Source organism: Bacillus sp. NH11B, assembly GCF_001884205.1.
GTDB lineage: Bacteria > Bacillota > Bacilli > Bacillales > Bacillaceae_G > Bacillus_A > Bacillus_A proteolyticus.
Window position 1 is genome coordinate 21,702 of the sequence record NZ_MAOG01000066.1, and the last position, 18,580, is coordinate 40,281.

The window sequence follows — 18,580 nt, forward strand, 5'->3', positions numbered from 1 at the left end:
CAACTTCACCCGTTAGAAGATATTCTATGAAGCCCCACGTATCAATTACTTCAGCTTAAATACCGCACTAACTGGGTTATGATCACTGTTTTCAAACTTTAAGTCTTTCCCTTGTACATTTACAATTTCAACATTCGGTGAAACGATAAAGCCATCAATAATAGTGACAAAGTTTTCACCTTCCACATATTTCTTCACATCATCCCTTACCGTCATAACAGATGGATCTACAGCCCATTGGAATCCTCCATCTGCGAAGCCCTTCGGTAACTCTACTAGCCATTCAGGACGCTCTTTCACAAACTTAGGATCACTTAGTTGGACATTAGAAAGTAACTGGTTCCAATCTCCACCTAATATTACGTAATCACCGTTTTGATAACACTTGTTCATATATTCTTTTAAATACTCTGCTTGTTGCTTTCTAATTTTGCCGCCCTCATCATAAGCAGATAAATGTATGTTTACGAGCCTAACATACTTCCCATTATCAACAGGGATTTTATGTTCAACAATCGCACGATCTAAATCGAATAAACGCTTCGGCCAAGGCTCCATTCCGGGTAGTTGGAACCGCGTTGCTGTTTGAACTGTGTATTTAGAAAATGTACTTAATCCGCCCTCAGCATATCCCATCGGCTTTGTGACTGGGACAGGAACCCACTTAGTATCGTAGTTCTTCCCAAATGACGAAGCATAATCAGGTAATCCTTTTTTCAAAAACTCATGTTCATTTACATCAAATGATCGGTGGGATTTTATATCAACTTCTTGCAATAACGTAAAATCACTATTCTCATTTTGTAAAAATGAAAGCATCTTCTTTAAGTTTACTTCAGTCTGTTCTTTACTACTCGAACCAGAACCCTTTCCTCCGTCCATAAAGAAGTCTTGGTCCTTATCTAATCCAGCGTATCCAATATTAAATGTTGTAACTTTAAATTCATTTCCTGGCTGCAGTACACGCTCTTTATTGTTTTCAACCTTTACGTCTAAAACATTTGCTGGCTGTTCTTTTGTAAGTGTCATATAAGCTAAAAAGCCACCTAGAATACCTGCTATTATTAAAATAAAAATTAATACTATTTTTAAAAATTTCTTCAACACACATGACCCCTTTTTATTAACTAACGTTTTATTTTTCTGTATTTTCAGTTAAATGAAGATAAATTAAAGACACAAGAAATATTTTACCATAAAGAAAACTTGTTATCATTATATTTAGCTAACAAATAATCGTTGTATCCCTCACTGTAATTATCTTGAAATTCAATCATAACATTTACGAAAGCAAGACTGTAATGTAATTACAACCCACAACAGAGAAATTACACTTTCAGAGAATATAACAGATCCTACTTTCTGAACTTTTCATTAACATATTTATTGGTAATCCAAAATAATATTTAGTACACTGTAAATAGAACTTATAGGCGATGGAGTTCGCCATAACTGCTATGTAGCTAATGACTCCTACCAGTACAACTACTGGTAGGAGTCTATTTTTTTTGAGTAAACTATTAGAGAGGTGAAGAAATTGAAATATATTATTGTTGGCATAGCCGGTATATTAGGAGCTCTTTCCCGTTATTATTTAGGTTTTACTATCGATACGCTTTGGCATCATTCATTACCACTTGCTACATTAACAATTAACTTAATTGGCTGTTTCTTACTCGCTTTGTTGACCACCTATATCGCCCGGTTAAACATCTTATCTTCTGAAGTTATTACAGGGATTGGAACAGGGTTTATCGGTTCATTTACGACCTTTTCAACATTCAGCGTCGAAACTATACAGTTAATTAATCATTCACATTTTGGTACCGCATTTTTATATGTATCATGCAGTATGCTAGGCGGTCTAATTATGTCTGGACTTGGCTATAAACTTGGAGATTTTTTACTACAAAAACACCTTGAGGAAGGTGAACTATCATGATTAATGCTTTATTAGTAGCAACAGGAGGGTTCTTCGGTGCTATTACACGATTTACAATTAGTAATTGGTTTAAAGAAAGAAATAAAACTTCATTTCCAATTGCTACATTCCTCATTAATATAACAGGAGCATTCTTACTCGGATATATAATTGGAACAGGGATAACTACAAGCTGGCAACTATTATTAGGCACAGGATTTATGGGGGCCTTCACTACATTTTCAACGTTTAAATTAGAATCTGTTCAGCTTTTTAATCATAAAAAATTCGGCATACTACTCCTATACTTAAGTGCTACTTATATAATCGGTATCACATTCGCATTCCTTGGGATGAAATTAGGCGGAATATAAAAAAGAAAGCGACTCTTATCGGTCGCTTTCTTTCATAAAAAGTATGTTGCCCCATATGGAATTGAAGATAAACCAGCTGGATACACATCATAATGTATACTTTGCACAGGAAGCTGTGAATACGACATATACTGATTCTGCATCATTTGCGCTACTTGTGCTTGTTGTTGCATTTGAATAGCCTGATGCACTGCCTGAATTGTCATCTGTGCCCCGGCCAATGTAATAGCTGGACCTACTTGCCTTCCAGTGTAAAAATAATGGTTCATCATTATTCAGCTCACTTTTTATTTTTCTTCCATATCGTATGTTTCTATTTCATAGTAAGTGTTTTATCTCGCTTGGTGAAAGCTAATAATCAGTTGGGAATGAACAAAACCCCCACTGATTAAAGTTTCACTTTATCTATTGCTGTTTTTTCAACTTTGAAGTAACAAATCCAAATAGCGACACACCAATACCACTAAAGAACAGTAAATAACTTATTGGTACTAGGAAAAAGAACGGTTCTACAAGCAAACCATTTTCCTCCACTTTACTAGTTGCACCTTGTATTAATAAACAAGTAACTCCTAACGATATCAGTACGATAGCTAATAAATATTTATTTTTCATAATATATTCTCCTTTAACTTCATAATTAATTTTCCATATCCCTTTGACTACCATCATAATAAGCCCCACCATATTACAAGTCAACAATTTTTTATCGTTTTACAATAAACAGTTATTGTTTCAAATAACAAAAAGACTATAGACAATCATTATCTATAGTCTCTTCACTCCATTATTTCACTCTAAAATATTCTTTTTGGAACATACACATTCTTATCGCATTATGGTAGTTGCCATCAACGAAGAACTCATCTTGAAGCTCACCTTCCACTATAAATCCGACTTTTTTATAAACGTGTACAGCTTTTTCATTCTCTTTATCGACAACTAAATATATTTTATGCATATTTAATACTGAAAAAGCGTAATCCATTGCTAAACGCGTTGCATCAGCTGCATAACCGTAACCTTGGTAACTCGGATCAATAATAATTTGGAATTCAGTTCTACGGTGAATATAATCGATTTCTACTAATTCGACCAATCCAACCATCTCATTATCTTTTTCAACGATAAACCGGCGTTCACTTTGATCATGTATATGTTTATCATATAAATCCTGTAGCTCCACAAAGGCCTCATACGGCTCTTCAAACCAATACGACATAATATGCGCGTTATTATTAAGTTCGTGTACAAACTTTAAATCTTCTCGTTCTAATGGACGTAATTTCAATTCCTTATGCATTCCTATAACCTCCAAGTAAAAGAAACCTCTTCACTTAATTTCTCAATTTTTTTCAATTTCAAACGCCCTATTTACATTGTAAACTTTCAAGTAACTTGAAGGTCAAGGCATAAAAAAGCAGTGCAAACTTATATCTGCACCGCTACTCTTTTCTCAAATCTCTCAAATTTGATATGTATAAAGCAATAACTAAAACAAGAATGGAACCTGCATATAATAACGTCTCAAACGGTTCATCATGTGACACGATAATCAATCGAATTAAAGCCGTAATCCCGATATAAATAAAATAGCGTAACGGAAAATGATAATTCGATTTAAAATATTTAATAATTAATGCGATGAACTCAAAGTATAAGAAATAGACAATAATACTTTCCACTAATTTATAAGATGTATACTTCTTCGCCGAAAATATGTATTGAATAAAAGTAATCGTCTCGTTAATTAAAAAGATCGATAACACAATGGATAATATAATTAAAGCTATATTTAATATCCATTGCAAAACACTAGCTATAACATGATCGATATTAAATGACTTCATTTTCTCTTTAGACTCTCCTTCGTATAAGTACTTATTTATTATAGCAAAATTATCATTGGAAAGAAGTTAAATCATATATTCGTCCTTTGTTTTCCCCTGTGTAGGGGATATTCATTGTTTGGAGGAGTCTTTTAACCGCAGAGCTAGATTGCATATTAAGAAAGTCCCTCAATTTGCTATTAGTAGTTATCATGTCAATCAGAAGTGTGTAATCTTGTAAAGCACGTAAATGAGCATGTTTAGACGTACTATTACAGTTTGAGCAACGCCATCCCTGTTTTTCTTTTAACATTGCCATTGTAAAACATTCCTCACACTGTACTCCCCTGAGCAATTCCTCTTTTTTAATTTTATATTGTGCAAGAATATTTTGTCGCTGTGGAAAGTTCTCATTCATAATTTGATTTATAAGTCCTTTTGTATTACCAATTGCTTCTTCTTTATATTGATTTTCAATTTGTTTGATTCTATTAGGTAAATTTGCACCGTGGATAATTTTACTAGGAAGTATTTCATCTGAAGTTTTAATAATTGTACGAGGTGAACTAATTACAACGAGGGATTCCATCGGGATATTATATAAACCATGCAAACTCAGCCATTTTCTCAACTGCATCTCTTGCCGCTTCAGTTGTAAAATCGGATCTGGGAACCCTTCTTCCCAAGTACCATCTGCTATTCGAATGAGCTGATTAAACTTTGCATCAAAGATTAATGTACCAATAATATTTTTTATTTCAAGAAAAAGAAGAAAACGTGAGGAAACTATGAGGGTATCAATTTGGAAATAATGTTTCTGATCAAACAACCTAATATCATGTAAAATACTGTATTCTGTTTCAGATAAGAAACTAAGCGGATATTCAATCGCCTGCTCTCCTTTATAACCAGCCATAAATTTTGCTAGATTTTCAGCCACCATATTCCTTTTGGGATGATAGGTAGGCAATCTTCTAAGGAGAGCGTCTAACTGAAGCAAATATACGGGCATTTCCCGCTCTTTCACAATCATTTTTATCCCCCCTCCAAAATATATCAGCGATTTTCGAAATATATCGACTTACCGACAAAAAACGACACACACATCAAAAGCCTATACACAGTATAGCATCACATCAAAAATCGCACTGTAATCATAATGTTAATCCCCCCATTTGATTATGGCATTTTCAAAATGAAAGAGTAACATTCACCGCATGTAAAATTCCTTTTTATAAATATGAAAAAATTTTAGGAATTAGTTTATCTTTTTTTAATGATTTATTTAGCGGTAGTTTATACTCGGCTATTAACATAATAAACGTAGTAACTATTACTACAATCACAAACCGTACTACTTACATTTATAAAATAAGGAGACGATAAAACATGAACAAAAAAACAAAAGCACTTTCATCAATACTGCTCGGATTCTCACTAGCACTAACAGGGTGCGTTGGTACTAAAGCCGAAGAAAATCATAGTAAACCGAAACAAGAACAAGCTGCTAAAGAAACCAAAAAGGAACATAATAAGTTAACGAATGGCCAAAAAATGGCTAACATTCTTAGCGACACAAATTGGCAAGGCACACGAGTGTTAGACAAAGATAAGAATGACTTAACAAAAGAAAATGCAAACTTCATTGGTCTTGCAAAATATGATGCAAAGTCTGGCAGATATGAATTCTTTGATGCTAAAACAGGTGCAAGTCGTGGCGATAAAGGAACTTTCTTTATCACAAATGATGGTAAGAAGAGAATATTAATTTCAGAATCAATGAAGTATCAAGCTGTTGTTGATATGACAAAGCTAAATAAAAATGTATTTACTTATAAACGAATGGGGAAAGATGCCAATGGTAAAGATGTAGAAGTTTTCGTTGAACATGTTCCATATAAAGAAAAAGAGCTTTCTTTCACTGATCCGGACAAGCAGCTGAACACGACTACAGGCGATATCGTTAAAAACGTTGATGGAGATAAAATTTTAGGCGGAACCCTTTGGCACGGAACAAAAGTATTAGATGAAGCCGGTAATGATGTAACACAATTTAATTCGAATTTTATAAGTCTAGCAAAATTCGATGACAAGTCTAATAAATATGAGTTCTTCAATAGCGAAACAGGTCAAAGCCGTGGTGATTATGGCTACTTCGATGTTTTACATGAAAATAAAATAAGAGCCCATGTTTCAATTGGAAATAATAAATATGGCGCCGCTCTTGAACTTACTGAACTGAATAATAATAAATTTACGTATAAAAGAACTGGTAAAGACCAAGCTGGTAAGGACATAACGATATTTGTTGAACATGAACCTTATAAAGGTGATGTTAAACCACAATTTAGTTTTTAATAAAGTTGGATTAAAAATCCTGTACTGAGCTGCAGGATTTTTCTTATTAAGCAAGAGGACGAAAAGAAAACAGATATACCAGACACAGAAATTAAACCTTATGAAGAAGTACAGAAAGGCTGATTTACCTGCAAAAACAAAAGAAAATTTAGGTGTAAAATAAATTCCTAAAAGTAAAAGGATCATCAATTAATTGATGGTCCTTTTACTTTCCTTACTGATAAAGTGTTAAATCATACTTCTTCCCTTTACTCTCACCGGTATATAGAACTTCCAATACTTGAAGTAACCTTTTCACGATTGAGCTTAATTGCACATTCAGAAGCTCTTCCAAATCACTATTATTAATCGCCTTTTCAATAAGACGTGTTTAATCTTGTAAAATACACTTACTTCTGTGCATAGTTAGAAACACTATTACAACTCGAACACTGCCATCCTTTTTTCACCTTAACAGATGAATATTTTTTTCGTACATAATAAAAAAATAAAAAATTTTGTCACAAAACCCGTTATTCCGGGTTCTCTATAATACAGGCATCAAATGAGAGTGAGGTTTTAACTGACATGTTAAAAATAAAAAAGGAAGACAGGCCTTTTTCGGATGTGACATTTGAAGATTTGTTTAAACAAAACTATGTTTACGTTGTGAAACAGATCGTATGGATTGTCAAAAATCAGACTATCGCTGAAGAATTAGCCCAAGAAGTCTTTTTACAGCTATATCGCAACGATTGGAAGAGAATTGAACACTTACCTGGATGGCTAATAAAATCTTCTACTTATGTAGCGTATAAATATCTACGATCTGAAAAACGACATCAGGCGAGAGTAGATAAAACCATACAATATCATGAAGTACAACATATTTCATCATTAGATGATGACTGGATTAGACAAGAAGAAATTACAAAGGTACAAATGGTACTCCGTAACATGGATGAACGAGATCGAACCATTTTATTGATGAAATTTTCTGGTTTTCAGTATAAGGAAATTGCCGAAGTGCTTCAAATCGACATATCTTCTATTGGAACATTATTGGTCCGAGCCAAACAAAAGTTTCGTAAGATTTATAAACAATTAGAGGAGGCTTAATAAATGAATTGTTATGATGTGGGATTTATTCAAGCATATATGGATGGGGAATTACCTTATGAGACAAGAAAAGAATTCACAAAACATTTAGATACGTGTAACGCATGCCAAGACTTATTACTAGAAATTAGTAAATTAAATCAATGGGAAAATGTCATGTTAGAGGAAGAAATAGTACATTCATCAAAGGAAATCAAAATTGATGTAGACCAAGCGTGGAAAGCATTTGAAAGTCGCGCAAAATTAGAAGATGTTTCTTATATCAATCAAAAACCTGAACAGAAGAAGGGATTATTTACAAATATGAATAAAAAATCAAAACGTTTCATGTATATAGCAGTAGCGGTAGCAGGGCTTTTTTCAACAGCCATGATTCCACAAGTTCGAGTGGCAGCTACAGGTGTTGCCTCTTATTTTTCCAATGCAATTTCAAATGATACGATTATCGATGAAGGAAGAGACGTTACAAAAGGGCAATTTATTCCTCTTGATGAAAAGATTACAGATCAAGGTGTTACAGTATATCTGAAAGAATTATATGTAGCGGATGCACGTATATCCGTTCATTACAAAATTGAAAAAGAAAATGGAAATGTAGTACCGTTTGAATTTGATACAACGGGGTTACAACTTGAAGATGACGGCAAAGTAAATGGTCAACAAGAAAAAAACCCAGAGTATAAGAAAGATGGGTACTTCGGACAATTAGCATTTATTCAAGGAGCAAATGGTGGACCATTCGAACTAAAAGCATCAGGTAAAGAATTAAAGCATATAGGTATTCGTTTTAAGGATAGACCAGAAGGTGTCATTACATTTATCGAAGGTCCTGAAGGGAAAAATTCTTTCAAACAACCACTTACATTAGATATCAATATAAGCAGAATTGGAAAAGTAGCTGGTTCTTGGAAAGGTCAACTTCAAATTGATCCTACCAAATTGAAAAAATAAAGTAAATTTGAATGAAAAAAAGAATAGAACGATGTGTATCCAATACCATGCTTATATTCTTCCTTGTGTTACTTACATTTATTTCATACCTGATTTCTACTCTATCATTTTTAATTTCATAATCATAAAAAGGTAGTATATAAAGTAGCCGGTTCCTTAACATACAGGGAATCGGCTACTTTTTGTCCAAACGCACAATTTTCTTTTTTCGTATGGTGCCCCTACATGCAAAACTTACATAAAATCTAGATGAACTCCAAATAAACTCCAGATACTCGTTTTATGCTAAATGTAATCTTAAACAAGGAGGTAATGGAAAATGTTTAAAACATTATTAGCAGGAACACTTTTAAGTACAGGATTATTAGCGGGTGGTGCAGTAGATACAAAAGATATGAAAACGAACAAACTAGAATCGAATAAAAAAATAGAATGGAGACAAACAAATAAAAATGAAAAAGAATCCGCAAAAAAGATGGACAAAGGTACAAAAATTGATCAAAATCAACCAATATCAGTTACAACAAGTGTAGATGGAACAACAACTTCTTCGCCAATCCATAATTCACCTGAAGACGCAGTGCCAGCAATTCCTAACGAAGATGTGAAATCTAACCATAATCAAACCTTTGAAATGCCTGAGGACACTAAATCAAAACCTGCACATGATTCTTCTAAATAAGCTATAAAATGAAATAGGATCATACCGTCAGATAAGTAATAATAGAATCTCTGTTGCATACAGCGCAGGGGTTTTGATGTTAAAAAAGTTCCCTTCACTAGTCAAAAGTAAATAATGAAAAAAGAAAAATCAGATGTGAAATAATCGATAATTATTAAAAACAAATAAAAGGAGTATCTCTTATTAAATAAGAGATACTCCTTTTATTTGTTGAACCATGTCTTAGCCACAAGCAAAAAGAACCATAAACTTGCAGAAAGTTTATTTTAACTTCCCTATTGATAGGTTAACACGGTAATTCCCGTACTTTAATAGTCGTCCTAGAAAGTTATCCAACTCTTCATTGGAAGAAAAATGTGTTTTTAATAAATAACATCCATCACCACTTATACGATGTACTTCAGAAATCCCTTCTTCTCCTTGAAAGAAATTCATAAACTCATGATGGTTAGCTGTTGTTACGAACAAAGTAACAAACGCAGTCACTACTTGTCCTAATTTGATTCGGTTTATTGCGATTGTGTATTGCTCAATAATCCCTAAATCCTCTAACCTTCGAATTCGATTTCCTACAGCCTGCCCCGTCATATGTATTTTCTGACCAAGTTCTTTCCATTGTATTCTTGAGTTTTCTCCTAATAATTTTAGTATCTCAAAATCTGTTTGATCAATGATATAAACCAATCCTTTCACCGTGAAAGTAGAAAGCCAGAAAGTGTTTCGCCAGCTTATTCTGCTTATCGATACAATTCACTATACTTAGTTTATCCTCTTACATCACATTATTTATCAGTTATATTCACCTATAACATAGAGGACGCAACAAAAAAATACATCTAGATTTAAAGGAGGTTACAAATATGTTATTACAAGAAATCCTATCGTTCAATGAACAATTTGTAGAAAATGAGGAATACGCTGCTTGTGAAGCGACAAAAATGCCTAAAAAACGTATGGTTGTTGTTTCTTGCATGGATGCTCGTTTAATTGAGCTACTTCCAAAAGCTTTAGATATACACGATGGTGATGCAAAAGTTATCAGAAATGCAGGTGGTAAAATTGCTTCTGCTTTCGATAGTGTTATGCAAAGTGTTGTAGCATCAGTATATGATCTAAATGCAGATGAAATCTATCTTATCGGACACCATAGATGTGGTGCAAGCCAAACTAATCCAAAAGGAACACTTCAAAAAATATTAGATCGCGGAGTAGCTTCACCAGAAATTTTATCAGCAATTGAATATGCTGGTGTTGACCTTGAAAAATGGTTATTTGGATTCGATGATGTCTGCGATTCAACTCAAGCTAATGTTGATTTAGTAAGAAATCATCCACTTATTCCAAAAGATGTTCCTGTACATGGTTTAGTTATTGATCCTCACACAGGTAAATTAGATTTAGTAGTTGATGGATATAAAACATTACATGGTATGAAAAATTAATTATTACTTAAATGAAGGGAAGTTATTAGATATGAATAGACAAGAAGCTACGCAAAAAATTATGGAAGCAAAAATCACAAAAGGTTTAACATGGGAAGAAATTTCAAAAGTAAGTGAAAACTCTGAGACTTGGGTTGTAACAGCATTATTAGGACAAGCTACAATGACACGTCCGGAAGCAGAAAAAATTGGTAAACTATTAGAATTAGATGAAGAAGTAGTTCAGGCATTAACAGTAGTTCCACTTCGAGGTCAAGTAATGCAAATGCCTCCTACTGACCCAATCTTATATCGATTATATGAAATGATGTTACAATACGCACCAACTCTTAGAGAATTAATCTTAGAAAAAGCTGGCGAAGGTGTAATGAGTGCAATTAACTTCAATCTAGGTGTGGATACACAAGAAGATCCAAAAGGTGGCGATCCTCGTATCGTTATTACACTTAACGGGAAATTCTTACCGTTCCGTACATGGTAATTAATTAAAAATCTATCTATATAATTAAAATGATTTTATAGATTTACAAAATCCATCCTTTTTAATCTAACTGTATAGAAAGGGTGGATTTTTACTATGAGATTCTTTTTCGGCAAAGGAGACTAATATGAATAAAAAATACTTTAATACGAGCTTTAGTATTCTACAGTGGTTTGTGTTTTTATTAGCAAATGCAATTGCATTGCCTATAATTATTGGTGGCATCTTCTATTTATCAATAGAAGATATCTCAACATTAATGCAGCGAACTTTTTTAGTCGTGGGAGTAAGTTCATTTATACAAGCATGGTTTGGGCATCGCTATCCCATAGCAGATGGTCCAGCCGGTTCATGGGTAAGTATATTTGTCATACTGGGACAAGTAGCTATGCATCAGGGCCAAAGCGCAAAAGACGTGTTGCAACTTTTAGAAGGCGGGTTAATTATTGCAGGTATATTACTCTTCGTTCTTGGTATAACAGGGCTTGTTCATCGAATTCTACATTTATTTACACCTTTGGTTACAGGCACTTTTCTTTTAATATTATCTCTTCAGCTTAGTGGTGTGTTACTAAAAGGAATGATGGGATTACAAGGAGCTGTAACTCATCCTGATTATACAACGGCTACTATTGCGCTCTTTGTTTTTGCCCTTATTACTTTCTTATCAATTAAAGGGAAAGGATGGATGAAAAGTTACGCTGTGTTACTTGGAATTTCATGTGGTTGGCTTTTGTATGCTGTATTAGGAAAATCATCTCATATGCCTTCACACACACCGTTAGTTAAGTTACCAGAGCTATTTTCTTGGGGCACACCTAGATTCGATATTGGAATGACTCTAACTGCGACTTTATTTACCTTTCTTTTAGTTGCAAATACAATTGCTGCTATTTCGGCTGTAAAACAAGTGGCTCCGTTATCTAAAGAACATGAAAAGCAAACACTGAACCGTGGTGTATGGGTCGGAGGTATATCACATATTATCTCGTCATTGTTCTCTACAATTGGAATTGTACCATTACCTGCATCAGCAGGATTTATTCAACTAACAGGCCAAAAAAAAGTGAAGTCGTTTCTTATAGCAAGTCTTATATTAGCAGGTATTTCTTTTATCCCCTCAATTGTAAACTTTATATCCTTGCTACCAGGTCCTATTGCTAATGCTGCACTTTTAGCAACATTTGTACAAGTAATAGGCATTTCATTTCAATCCATTTTACGTGAAGAATTAAATCAACGCCGATTAACTATATTAGGAATTTCATTATTAATCAGTTTGGGAATAATGTTTCTTCCAGAAAGTGCATTTAGCGGAATTCCTTCTTCCTTACAATATGTTTTAAGTAATGGATTACTTGTGGGTACCATGCTTGTCATTCTATTGGAACAGTTTTGGAAAGAGTAAAATTTGTGACTAAGTAAAAAAGCGCCCTACTTACAGGGCGCTTTTTTATACCTAATGACTAATACTAGCAGTTGGGTATAATGTTGTTCCTCCAATTGAAACTTTTATTTCATTTGTTAATGGAACATTTTGTTCATTAATAATTGTTCTCCACCATTCCCATGCAAGACCAGTACATTCTCTTGCTACGATTTTTATATTTTTTGAATTTGGTGGAAGAGGGATAACTGTAGAGTAATGAGCCGTTTTGTCTTTGCCGCTACCATCCCATGTTTTATGTGTTAGTACTTCTTTACCATTTTGATCAAATGTGAATTCATCCCAAGATACATCAAATTGCGCAACGTAAGCACCGTAATGATCCAGTGTCATTTTAGCACTTGAATATTCTGTAGTTGTCGTCTCGATATAATCTGTATTGTTATGAACAGCAGCAGTTGCATTATCTTTTAAAAAAGTACTTGTATATGAAATTGGGTATGCTGGATTTTTAAGACTTAATTCAGCATTATCTTTAATGATATTTCGGATTTCATTGAAATCTTTAGTAACAACCTTGTTATGCTCTTTCGCATCTCCGCCTAATACTACAGCGGTAAAGGTACTTTCTTCAAAAATATCTTTGTACTGTCCACTCGTTTCGACGCTGTTATTCTTAAGTAAGGCTTTAAAAGCAGCTTGTACATCTTTGCTCTTAGATGTTGTTTCTAATTTTACATAAACAGTTCTACCATAAGCTACATTTGAGACCATAACAGGTGGAGCCGAATTACTTACACCTTTACGAGTTAACTCACCAAAAGTAACACTATTATCAAAAAGATCGGATGGATTGTTAGGTAGTTCAGCACTTACGGTATAAAATATTTGCTTATATGCCGCTACCATCACTTTTTTCTCTCCATTTGCAACCGCATTAAAATCAATGTTTAGACTGTTATCAAGATATTTGGCGTTAACGTTAAGGGCACTTGCGATTTGTGATTTACTATAAACCATAGATTCTGTATACTGCATTCTTGCGGGTAACGTATGTGTTTTAGAATACTTTTCATTCCAAGTAGATACTAAATCATCTACTGCTCCAGCCACATTACCATATGTCGGATTTTGGACAGTGATTGTATTTTCTTTTCTCATGCCAGGTAAGTCTATACTAATATTCAAAGGCTTTCTCTTAGCCACTAATAAACTCGGTTGATTGTCTGCAAAAGCTTTATTTGCAAGTTGTACAGCTCCTGGATACGTGCGATTCACTACAGAATCAATAATTGAAATATCGACTGGTGACGTTGTAAGTGATTTTTTCTCGCGTTCCACTACTACAAATTTACCATTTGAATTGATACTTTCTTTCGGAACAAAACTCTCTACTTTATCACCATTTACAGCTAAAACCTCTTGATTATTATATTTAAGATTTGCTATACCAGTATCAATGCCACTAGCATTTTGGGTTACATCAGTTGCATTACTTGCTTGTGTTTCTGCGAAGGAAATAGATGAATAATTAATAGTGCATAGACTAACTAATAAACATGTAAGGAACTTTCTTCCTTTAGTGTTTTTCTTAATATTCAGAAAAATCACCCCGTTCTTTTTTTAGTAAAATATGATAATGATTGATAAATGATAGCTAACTAATAAACCTACATAAATGCTTTTAAAAGTTCTTGAATTAACGGGATTACGCCACCTACAAATTTCAAAACTGCCATTGCGATTTTCATATTATTTCCTCCTTTTTATTGCTATGAAAATGTGATTTATCTTTATGCCCTCATTATAGTGACCCCTTACACTTTTATCAATACACTCTTATATGCAATATTACATACAAAAAAACAAGCTGAATTCTTATGAAAAGTTATACAGAGATATTTTTTTCGTTTGGTACATACTTGAAAAGGTGAAGCATTCTTTTGCATTTTATGAGTAATCTACAAGTTTATTGTTGGAAGCGTCACAGGACCAGAAGTAATGAAATACCTGAAGGACTGTTGCCAGCAGCCAGAAACATTAAGAGTCATCATGAGCAATCACATAAAAAAAGCTGCTGCCTATAAAATACAGACAGCAACTTCAACTAGGGTAGCTTGCATAATCTACGCAAGTTACAGTATTTTTTTACATTTTGTAACTAATAAACAGCGATTGGACCATAAGGACCATTGATAATTTCTATTTTTGTTTCAAAAATATCTGTCAAAATTTCTGGGTCCATAACCTCTTCTACTGTTCCAAAAGCAGCAATTTGTCCATCTTTCATAGCACAAATTTTGTCAGAGTATTTAGCCGCAAAATTTATGTCATGCATAACAGTCAGAATTGTTCTTCCGAATTCATTAGCTGCACGTCTCAAATGCTCCATCATTTGAACAGAACGAGCAACATCAAGATTATTCAAAGGTTCGTCCAAAAGTACATATTCAGTCTCTTGGCACAATACCATCGCTACATATGCCCTTTGTCTTTGACCACCAGAAAGCTCATCTAAATATCTATTCTCTAAATTAGTTAAATCTAGGAAGTCGATATATTTAGAAATGATAGCTTCATCCTCTTTAGTTAATCTTCCCTTTGAATAAGGAAAGCGTCCAAATCCAACTAATTGTCTAACAGTAAGCCTAGTTACAAAATGATTTTCTTGTCGCAATATAGTCAAAACTTTTGCTAAGTCTTTTGATTTGGATTCAGAAACATCCATATTCGCTACCTGAATTTGACCTTCATCCATATCTAAAAGTCTGCCAATCATCAAAAGTGTCGTTGACTTTCCAGCCCCATTCGGTCCAATTAAAGAAGTAAAGCCTGCTTTTGGTATTTCAATATCCAAAGGTCCTATTTTCACCTTATCAGTATAGAACTTTTTAACATTATCAATTTTTATCATAAAGCCCTCTTCCTTAAAACTATAGTTAAGAATATGATTCCACCAAATAATTCAATAATAACTGAAACCACACCTTGAGCATGGAATACATGATACATTAAAAAGTATGCACTCGTTATTATTAAAAATCCTATTGCAAAAGCCATTGGAAAAATATATCTATGATCATACGTTGACGCCGCCTGATAACTCAAAGTTGCTACTAAAAATCCGTAGAAAGTAAGCGGCCCGATTAAAGCTGTTGAAATGGACATTAAAATAGCTACTAATACAAGCGTATAAATTACACTAGGTTGATATTTAACTCCAAAAGAAGTAGCAACATCCTTTCCTAGTGACAAAACATTCAAATTCTTAGAATGAGCAAAAATTAATACTGCTACAATTATGACCATAGGAATTACAACGGGAAAATAAGCAGGATCTGCATGATTAACAGAACCAAATAATCTCGCTTGTAAAATATCAAATTCTGAAGGTGCAAGTAGTTTTCTCATGAAAGTTGACACAGAATTTAACCCGGTACCAATAATAATTCCAACTAAAAGCATAAGTTGTAAATTCCCGTATTTACCGGAAAGTAACCATCCATAAAGTATCAAACTCATGAAGACCATAACAACGACTTGAAATAAAAATGATCCAATTCCATTAAAATTGAGCAATGCACTAGCACCAAAGAAGAATATTGTACTCGTTTGAATTGCTGAATAAAGTGATTCAAAACCTAAAAGCGAAGGAGTAATAATCTTATTATTCGTAATGGATTGGAAAGCAACTGTCGACAAGCTATGGCACACAGCTGCAATAATCATTGCAACAATAGCTACTATCCTTCTCTTAACAACTGGGATAAAAGAAGGTGAATCTATTGGAACTGGATTGTTATACACTAAAAGTCCATATGAAGAAAGGAGACCTAAAGCAATCAATGTTATCAGTAAAATCCAATAACGTCTTGCTTCCTTCTTAGAACGAAAAGCGCTAGCTGATCTACTTTCATTATGAAGGCTAGAATCGATTTCGACATTTTCTTTATTTTTATATTCTAATGTGATCATCGCAGCCTCCTTGGTTTTCTTTGTCTCAATAAAATAGTAATAAACACAACTGCTCCCACTGTTGCAAGTATTAAAGAAACAGGGACTTCAAAAGGCTTTATAATTGTTCGAGAAATGATGTCACAGGCAGTTATTGTCCCCATTCCAATCACACAAACCCAAGGTAAATTACTCCTAAGATCATCTCCTCTAAACATTGAAACAATATTCGGCACAATTAATCCCAAGAAAGGTAAGTGCCCAATAACAGCTGCAACAATTCCAACTGCAACAGAGATAAGAGCAGTCCCAAAAAGAACAATTCTATTGTAATTAACTCCAAGGCTTGTTGCGACATCTTCTCCTAGTCCAGCTAAAGTCAATCTATTAGCATACATAAAAATAAGAAAAGAAATGATAACAATCAGCCATAAATATTCATATCTTCCCACCTGAATGTTAGCAAATGAACCTACAAACCAAGTTTCAATACTTTGCGTCATTTGAAAAAGGAGTCCCATAAAAGTAGACACTGCAGAAATAACTGCTCCAAGCATCAATCCAATAATCGGGACAATTAAAGACGAACGAAGTTTAACTCTTCTTAAAAATAGAAAGAAAATCATAGTTCCTATAAAAGAAAAAATGATTGCACCAGTCATTCTTTGAACTAAAGTCGGGGCAGGAAATAGTAAATACACAAAAAGCAGGCCTAAGCCTGACCATTCAATAGTCCCCGTTGTAGTAGGTTCAACAAAACGATTTTGTGTAATAAGTTGCATTACGAGCCCTGCCATCGCCATTGCAGCTCCAGTAAGCATTAATGCAACTGTTCTCGGAACACGAGTTATGAAAAACATCTCCATTCCGTCCTCTTGTCCACGTATATCATAAACCCCAGTAAACAGTGATATAATCCCTAAAATTAGAACAATCATAATCGCTATTATAAAAGGTTTTGTCCATATTTTGTTGTGATTATAAAACTGGGGTTGAGAAATATTCTCAACCCTAGAAATCATATTTTTTGACACTGTTTCGTACTCCTTTACACTACTTAGCTAAAGTTTTTGCGATATTTCCAAATAACTCTATATAAGTCTGAATTGATTCATTTGTGTAAGTATCTTCTGGTGCATAAATAACTTGTTTTTTAGAAACAGCAGTTGTGTTTTGAAGAGCAGGTGATTTAGAAATAACATCCTTAGCAGGTGTTGAAGTAGCTGCATCAGATGTTGCAGCATCACGATCTAATACGAAAATCCAATCAGGATTTGTTTGTGCAATTGCTTCAACAGAAACGTCATCACCTTTATGACCTGCAGTAGAATTAGAAACTTCTAATGCTGGAGTCCAACCGAAAATTTCATACATTGGTCCCCAAACACGACCAGAATGTGGAGCAGCAAAACCAATATTCCCACCAGTAACGATAACACTCATAACTTTATCTTTTCCGTTATAAGCAGATTTTGCTTTTTCAATAGATTTATCAAAATCAGCTACTAATTGTTTAGCTTCTTTATCTTTATCAAAGATTTTTCCTAAAGTAAGTGTAGAGTCTTTAAGACCTTTTACTAAGTTTTCGCCAGGCTTAGTAGCCTTCTCAGAAACATCAAAATTAAGGTCAATAACTGCTGCATTTGGCACTAATTTTTTGATTTCTTCGTAATGGTCAGCGAATCTTTGACCAACGATTACAAGTTCAGGGTTTGCCGCTGCAATAATTTCAAGATTTGGTTCGCGGTGATTCCCGATATTTTGAACTTTTTCATCCTTTTTATATGCTGAATCTGCAGGCATGATATCCTTTGGAGCAGCCGCTAATTTAATTCCCCAATCAGATAAAGTTTCAAAAGTTCTATTATCTAAAGCAACTACATTCTTTGGATTTACAGGGACTTTAACAGTTCCATGAGCATCAGTGATTTCAACCGTTTTTGGCTTATCACTACTATCACCTTTATTAGCCTTCGAAGTTTCCTTACTTGAATCCGAGCAAGCTACTAACATTAAAGTGAAGATTGCTAGAATACTCACTAATTTTAAAAGCATAGATTTTTTCATACGTATACTCCTTATAATGTAATTTAGTTCGAAAAT

The 18,580-nt window shown here is 33.9% G+C and carries 21 protein-coding genes and 1 riboswitch; of the genes, 9 read left to right on the plus strand and 12 right to left on the minus strand.

Translation table 11 applies throughout. The features are described 5' to 3' along the window. Window positions 1–45: 45 nt before the first annotated feature. Window positions 46–1,104, minus strand: coding sequence for an endonuclease/exonuclease/phosphatase family protein (locus BAU27_RS10255; protein WP_071770819.1), 1,059 nt, complete (start codon window positions 1,102–1,104; stop codon window positions 46–48). A 319-nt stretch (window positions 1,105–1,423) separates the two neighbouring features. After that, window positions 1,424–1,483: riboswitch (Fluoride riboswitch) on the plus strand. 54 nt (window positions 1,484–1,537) lie between these two features. Here BAU27_RS10255 and crcB (BAU27_RS10260) point away from each other — a divergent pair. Further along, window positions 1,538–1,942 carry a fluoride efflux transporter CrcB gene (gene crcB, locus BAU27_RS10260; protein WP_071770820.1) on the plus strand — a complete coding sequence of 135 codons (405 nt, stop codon included), beginning with the start codon at window positions 1,538–1,540 and terminating at the stop codon, window positions 1,940–1,942. Further along, window positions 1,939–2,295, plus strand: coding sequence for a fluoride efflux transporter CrcB (gene crcB, locus BAU27_RS10265; protein WP_071748074.1), 357 nt, complete (start codon window positions 1,939–1,941; stop codon window positions 2,293–2,295). The genes crcB (BAU27_RS10260) and crcB (BAU27_RS10265) overlap by 4 nt, the downstream gene beginning before the upstream one ends. A 32-nt stretch (window positions 2,296–2,327) precedes the next feature. On the opposite strand, the gene BAU27_RS10270 is transcribed toward crcB (BAU27_RS10265), so the two are convergent. From BAU27_RS10270 to BAU27_RS10290, 5 genes are all read right to left on the minus strand, one after another. Next, window positions 2,328–2,567 (minus strand): DUF3947 family protein, encoded by a 240-nt coding sequence (locus tag BAU27_RS10270; protein ID WP_071748073.1) that lies wholly within the window; start codon window positions 2,565–2,567, stop codon window positions 2,328–2,330. 133 nt (window positions 2,568–2,700) lie between these two features. Further along, window positions 2,701–2,910 (minus strand): DUF3955 domain-containing protein, encoded by a 210-nt coding sequence (locus tag BAU27_RS10275; protein WP_071748072.1) that lies wholly within the window; start codon window positions 2,908–2,910, stop codon window positions 2,701–2,703. Window positions 2,911–3,082: 172 nt separating this feature from the next. Beyond that, a complete protein-coding gene (gene speG / locus BAU27_RS10280; RefSeq protein ID WP_071770821.1) occupies window positions 3,083–3,598 on the minus strand; it encodes a spermidine N1-acetyltransferase in 516 nt (171 codons plus the stop codon). A 142-nt stretch (window positions 3,599–3,740) separates the two neighbouring features. Further along, window positions 3,741–4,145, minus strand: a complete 405-nt coding sequence (gene psiE / locus BAU27_RS10285; RefSeq protein ID WP_071748070.1) for a phosphate-starvation-inducible protein PsiE — start codon at window positions 4,143–4,145, stop codon at window positions 3,741–3,743. A gap of 52 nt (window positions 4,146–4,197) precedes the next feature. After that, the gene (locus tag BAU27_RS10290) at window positions 4,198–5,157 is read right to left on the minus strand and encodes a nuclease-related domain-containing protein (protein WP_071770822.1); all 960 of its coding nucleotides are present in this window, start codon (window positions 5,155–5,157) and stop codon (window positions 4,198–4,200) included. 356 nt (window positions 5,158–5,513) lie between these two features. Between BAU27_RS10290 and BAU27_RS10295 the strand changes: the two genes are divergently transcribed. From BAU27_RS10295 to BAU27_RS10310, 4 genes are all read left to right on the plus strand, one after another. Beyond that, window positions 5,514–6,482 (plus strand): DUF4822 domain-containing protein, encoded by a 969-nt coding sequence (locus BAU27_RS10295; RefSeq protein WP_071770823.1) that lies wholly within the window; start codon window positions 5,514–5,516, stop codon window positions 6,480–6,482. A 567-nt stretch (window positions 6,483–7,049) separates the two neighbouring features. Then, window positions 7,050–7,580, plus strand: coding sequence for an RNA polymerase sigma factor SigX (locus tag BAU27_RS10300; RefSeq protein ID WP_071748067.1), 531 nt, complete (start codon window positions 7,050–7,052; stop codon window positions 7,578–7,580). 3 nt (window positions 7,581–7,583) lie between these two features. Continuing rightward, window positions 7,584–8,531, plus strand: coding sequence for a DUF4179 domain-containing protein (locus tag BAU27_RS10305; RefSeq protein ID WP_071770824.1), 948 nt, complete (start codon window positions 7,584–7,586; stop codon window positions 8,529–8,531). Window positions 8,532–8,850: 319 nt separating this feature from the next. Continuing rightward, entirely contained in the window at window positions 8,851–9,213 is a 363-nt protein-coding gene (locus tag BAU27_RS10310) for a hypothetical protein (protein ID WP_071748065.1), read from the plus strand. A gap of 261 nt (window positions 9,214–9,474) precedes the next feature. On the opposite strand, the gene BAU27_RS10315 is transcribed toward BAU27_RS10310, so the two are convergent. Next, window positions 9,475–9,906 carry an Lrp/AsnC family transcriptional regulator gene (locus BAU27_RS10315; protein ID WP_071748064.1) on the minus strand — a complete coding sequence of 144 codons (432 nt, stop codon included), beginning with the start codon at window positions 9,904–9,906 and terminating at the stop codon, window positions 9,475–9,477. A gap of 167 nt (window positions 9,907–10,073) precedes the next feature. Here BAU27_RS10315 and BAU27_RS10320 point away from each other — a divergent pair, with 167 nt between their 5' ends. From BAU27_RS10320 to BAU27_RS10330, 3 genes are all read left to right on the plus strand, one after another. Continuing rightward, a complete protein-coding gene (locus BAU27_RS10320) occupies window positions 10,074–10,655 on the plus strand; it encodes a beta-class carbonic anhydrase (RefSeq protein WP_071770825.1) in 582 nt (193 codons plus the stop codon). A gap of 31 nt (window positions 10,656–10,686) precedes the next feature. Further along, window positions 10,687–11,136 carry a cyanase gene (gene cynS / locus BAU27_RS10325; protein WP_071748062.1) on the plus strand — a complete coding sequence of 150 codons (450 nt, stop codon included), beginning with the start codon at window positions 10,687–10,689 and terminating at the stop codon, window positions 11,134–11,136. A 127-nt stretch (window positions 11,137–11,263) separates the two neighbouring features. Beyond that, entirely contained in the window at window positions 11,264–12,544 is a 1,281-nt protein-coding gene (locus BAU27_RS10330) for a purine/pyrimidine permease (RefSeq protein WP_071770826.1), read from the plus strand. Between the two features lie 51 nt (window positions 12,545–12,595). Here BAU27_RS10330 and alo read toward each other — a convergent pair whose 3' ends face one another. From alo to BAU27_RS10360, 5 genes are all read right to left on the minus strand, one after another. Further along, a complete protein-coding gene (gene alo / locus BAU27_RS10335) occupies window positions 12,596–14,134 on the minus strand; it encodes an anthrolysin O/cereolysin O family cholesterol-dependent cytolysin Alo (RefSeq protein WP_071770827.1) in 1,539 nt (512 codons plus the stop codon). Between the two features lie 550 nt (window positions 14,135–14,684). Continuing rightward, window positions 14,685–15,437, minus strand: coding sequence for an iron ABC transporter ATP-binding protein (locus tag BAU27_RS10345; RefSeq protein ID WP_002139178.1), 753 nt, complete (start codon window positions 15,435–15,437; stop codon window positions 14,685–14,687). Beyond that, window positions 15,434–16,498: an iron chelate uptake ABC transporter family permease subunit gene (locus BAU27_RS10350; protein WP_071770828.1), complete on the minus strand. Its 1,065-nt coding sequence runs from the start codon at window positions 16,496–16,498 to the stop codon at window positions 15,434–15,436. The genes BAU27_RS10345 and BAU27_RS10350 overlap by 4 nt, the downstream gene beginning before the upstream one ends. After that, on the minus strand, window positions 16,495–17,511 hold the full coding sequence (locus tag BAU27_RS10355) for an ABC transporter permease (protein ID WP_071770829.1): 1,017 nt from the start codon (window positions 17,509–17,511) through the stop codon (window positions 16,495–16,497). The genes BAU27_RS10350 and BAU27_RS10355 overlap by 4 nt, the downstream gene beginning before the upstream one ends. Window positions 17,512–17,530: 19 nt before the next feature. Then, on the minus strand, window positions 17,531–18,544 hold the full coding sequence (locus BAU27_RS10360; protein WP_071770830.1) for a siderophore ABC transporter substrate-binding protein: 1,014 nt from the start codon (window positions 18,542–18,544) through the stop codon (window positions 17,531–17,533). Between the last annotated feature and the right edge of the window lie 36 nt (window positions 18,545–18,580).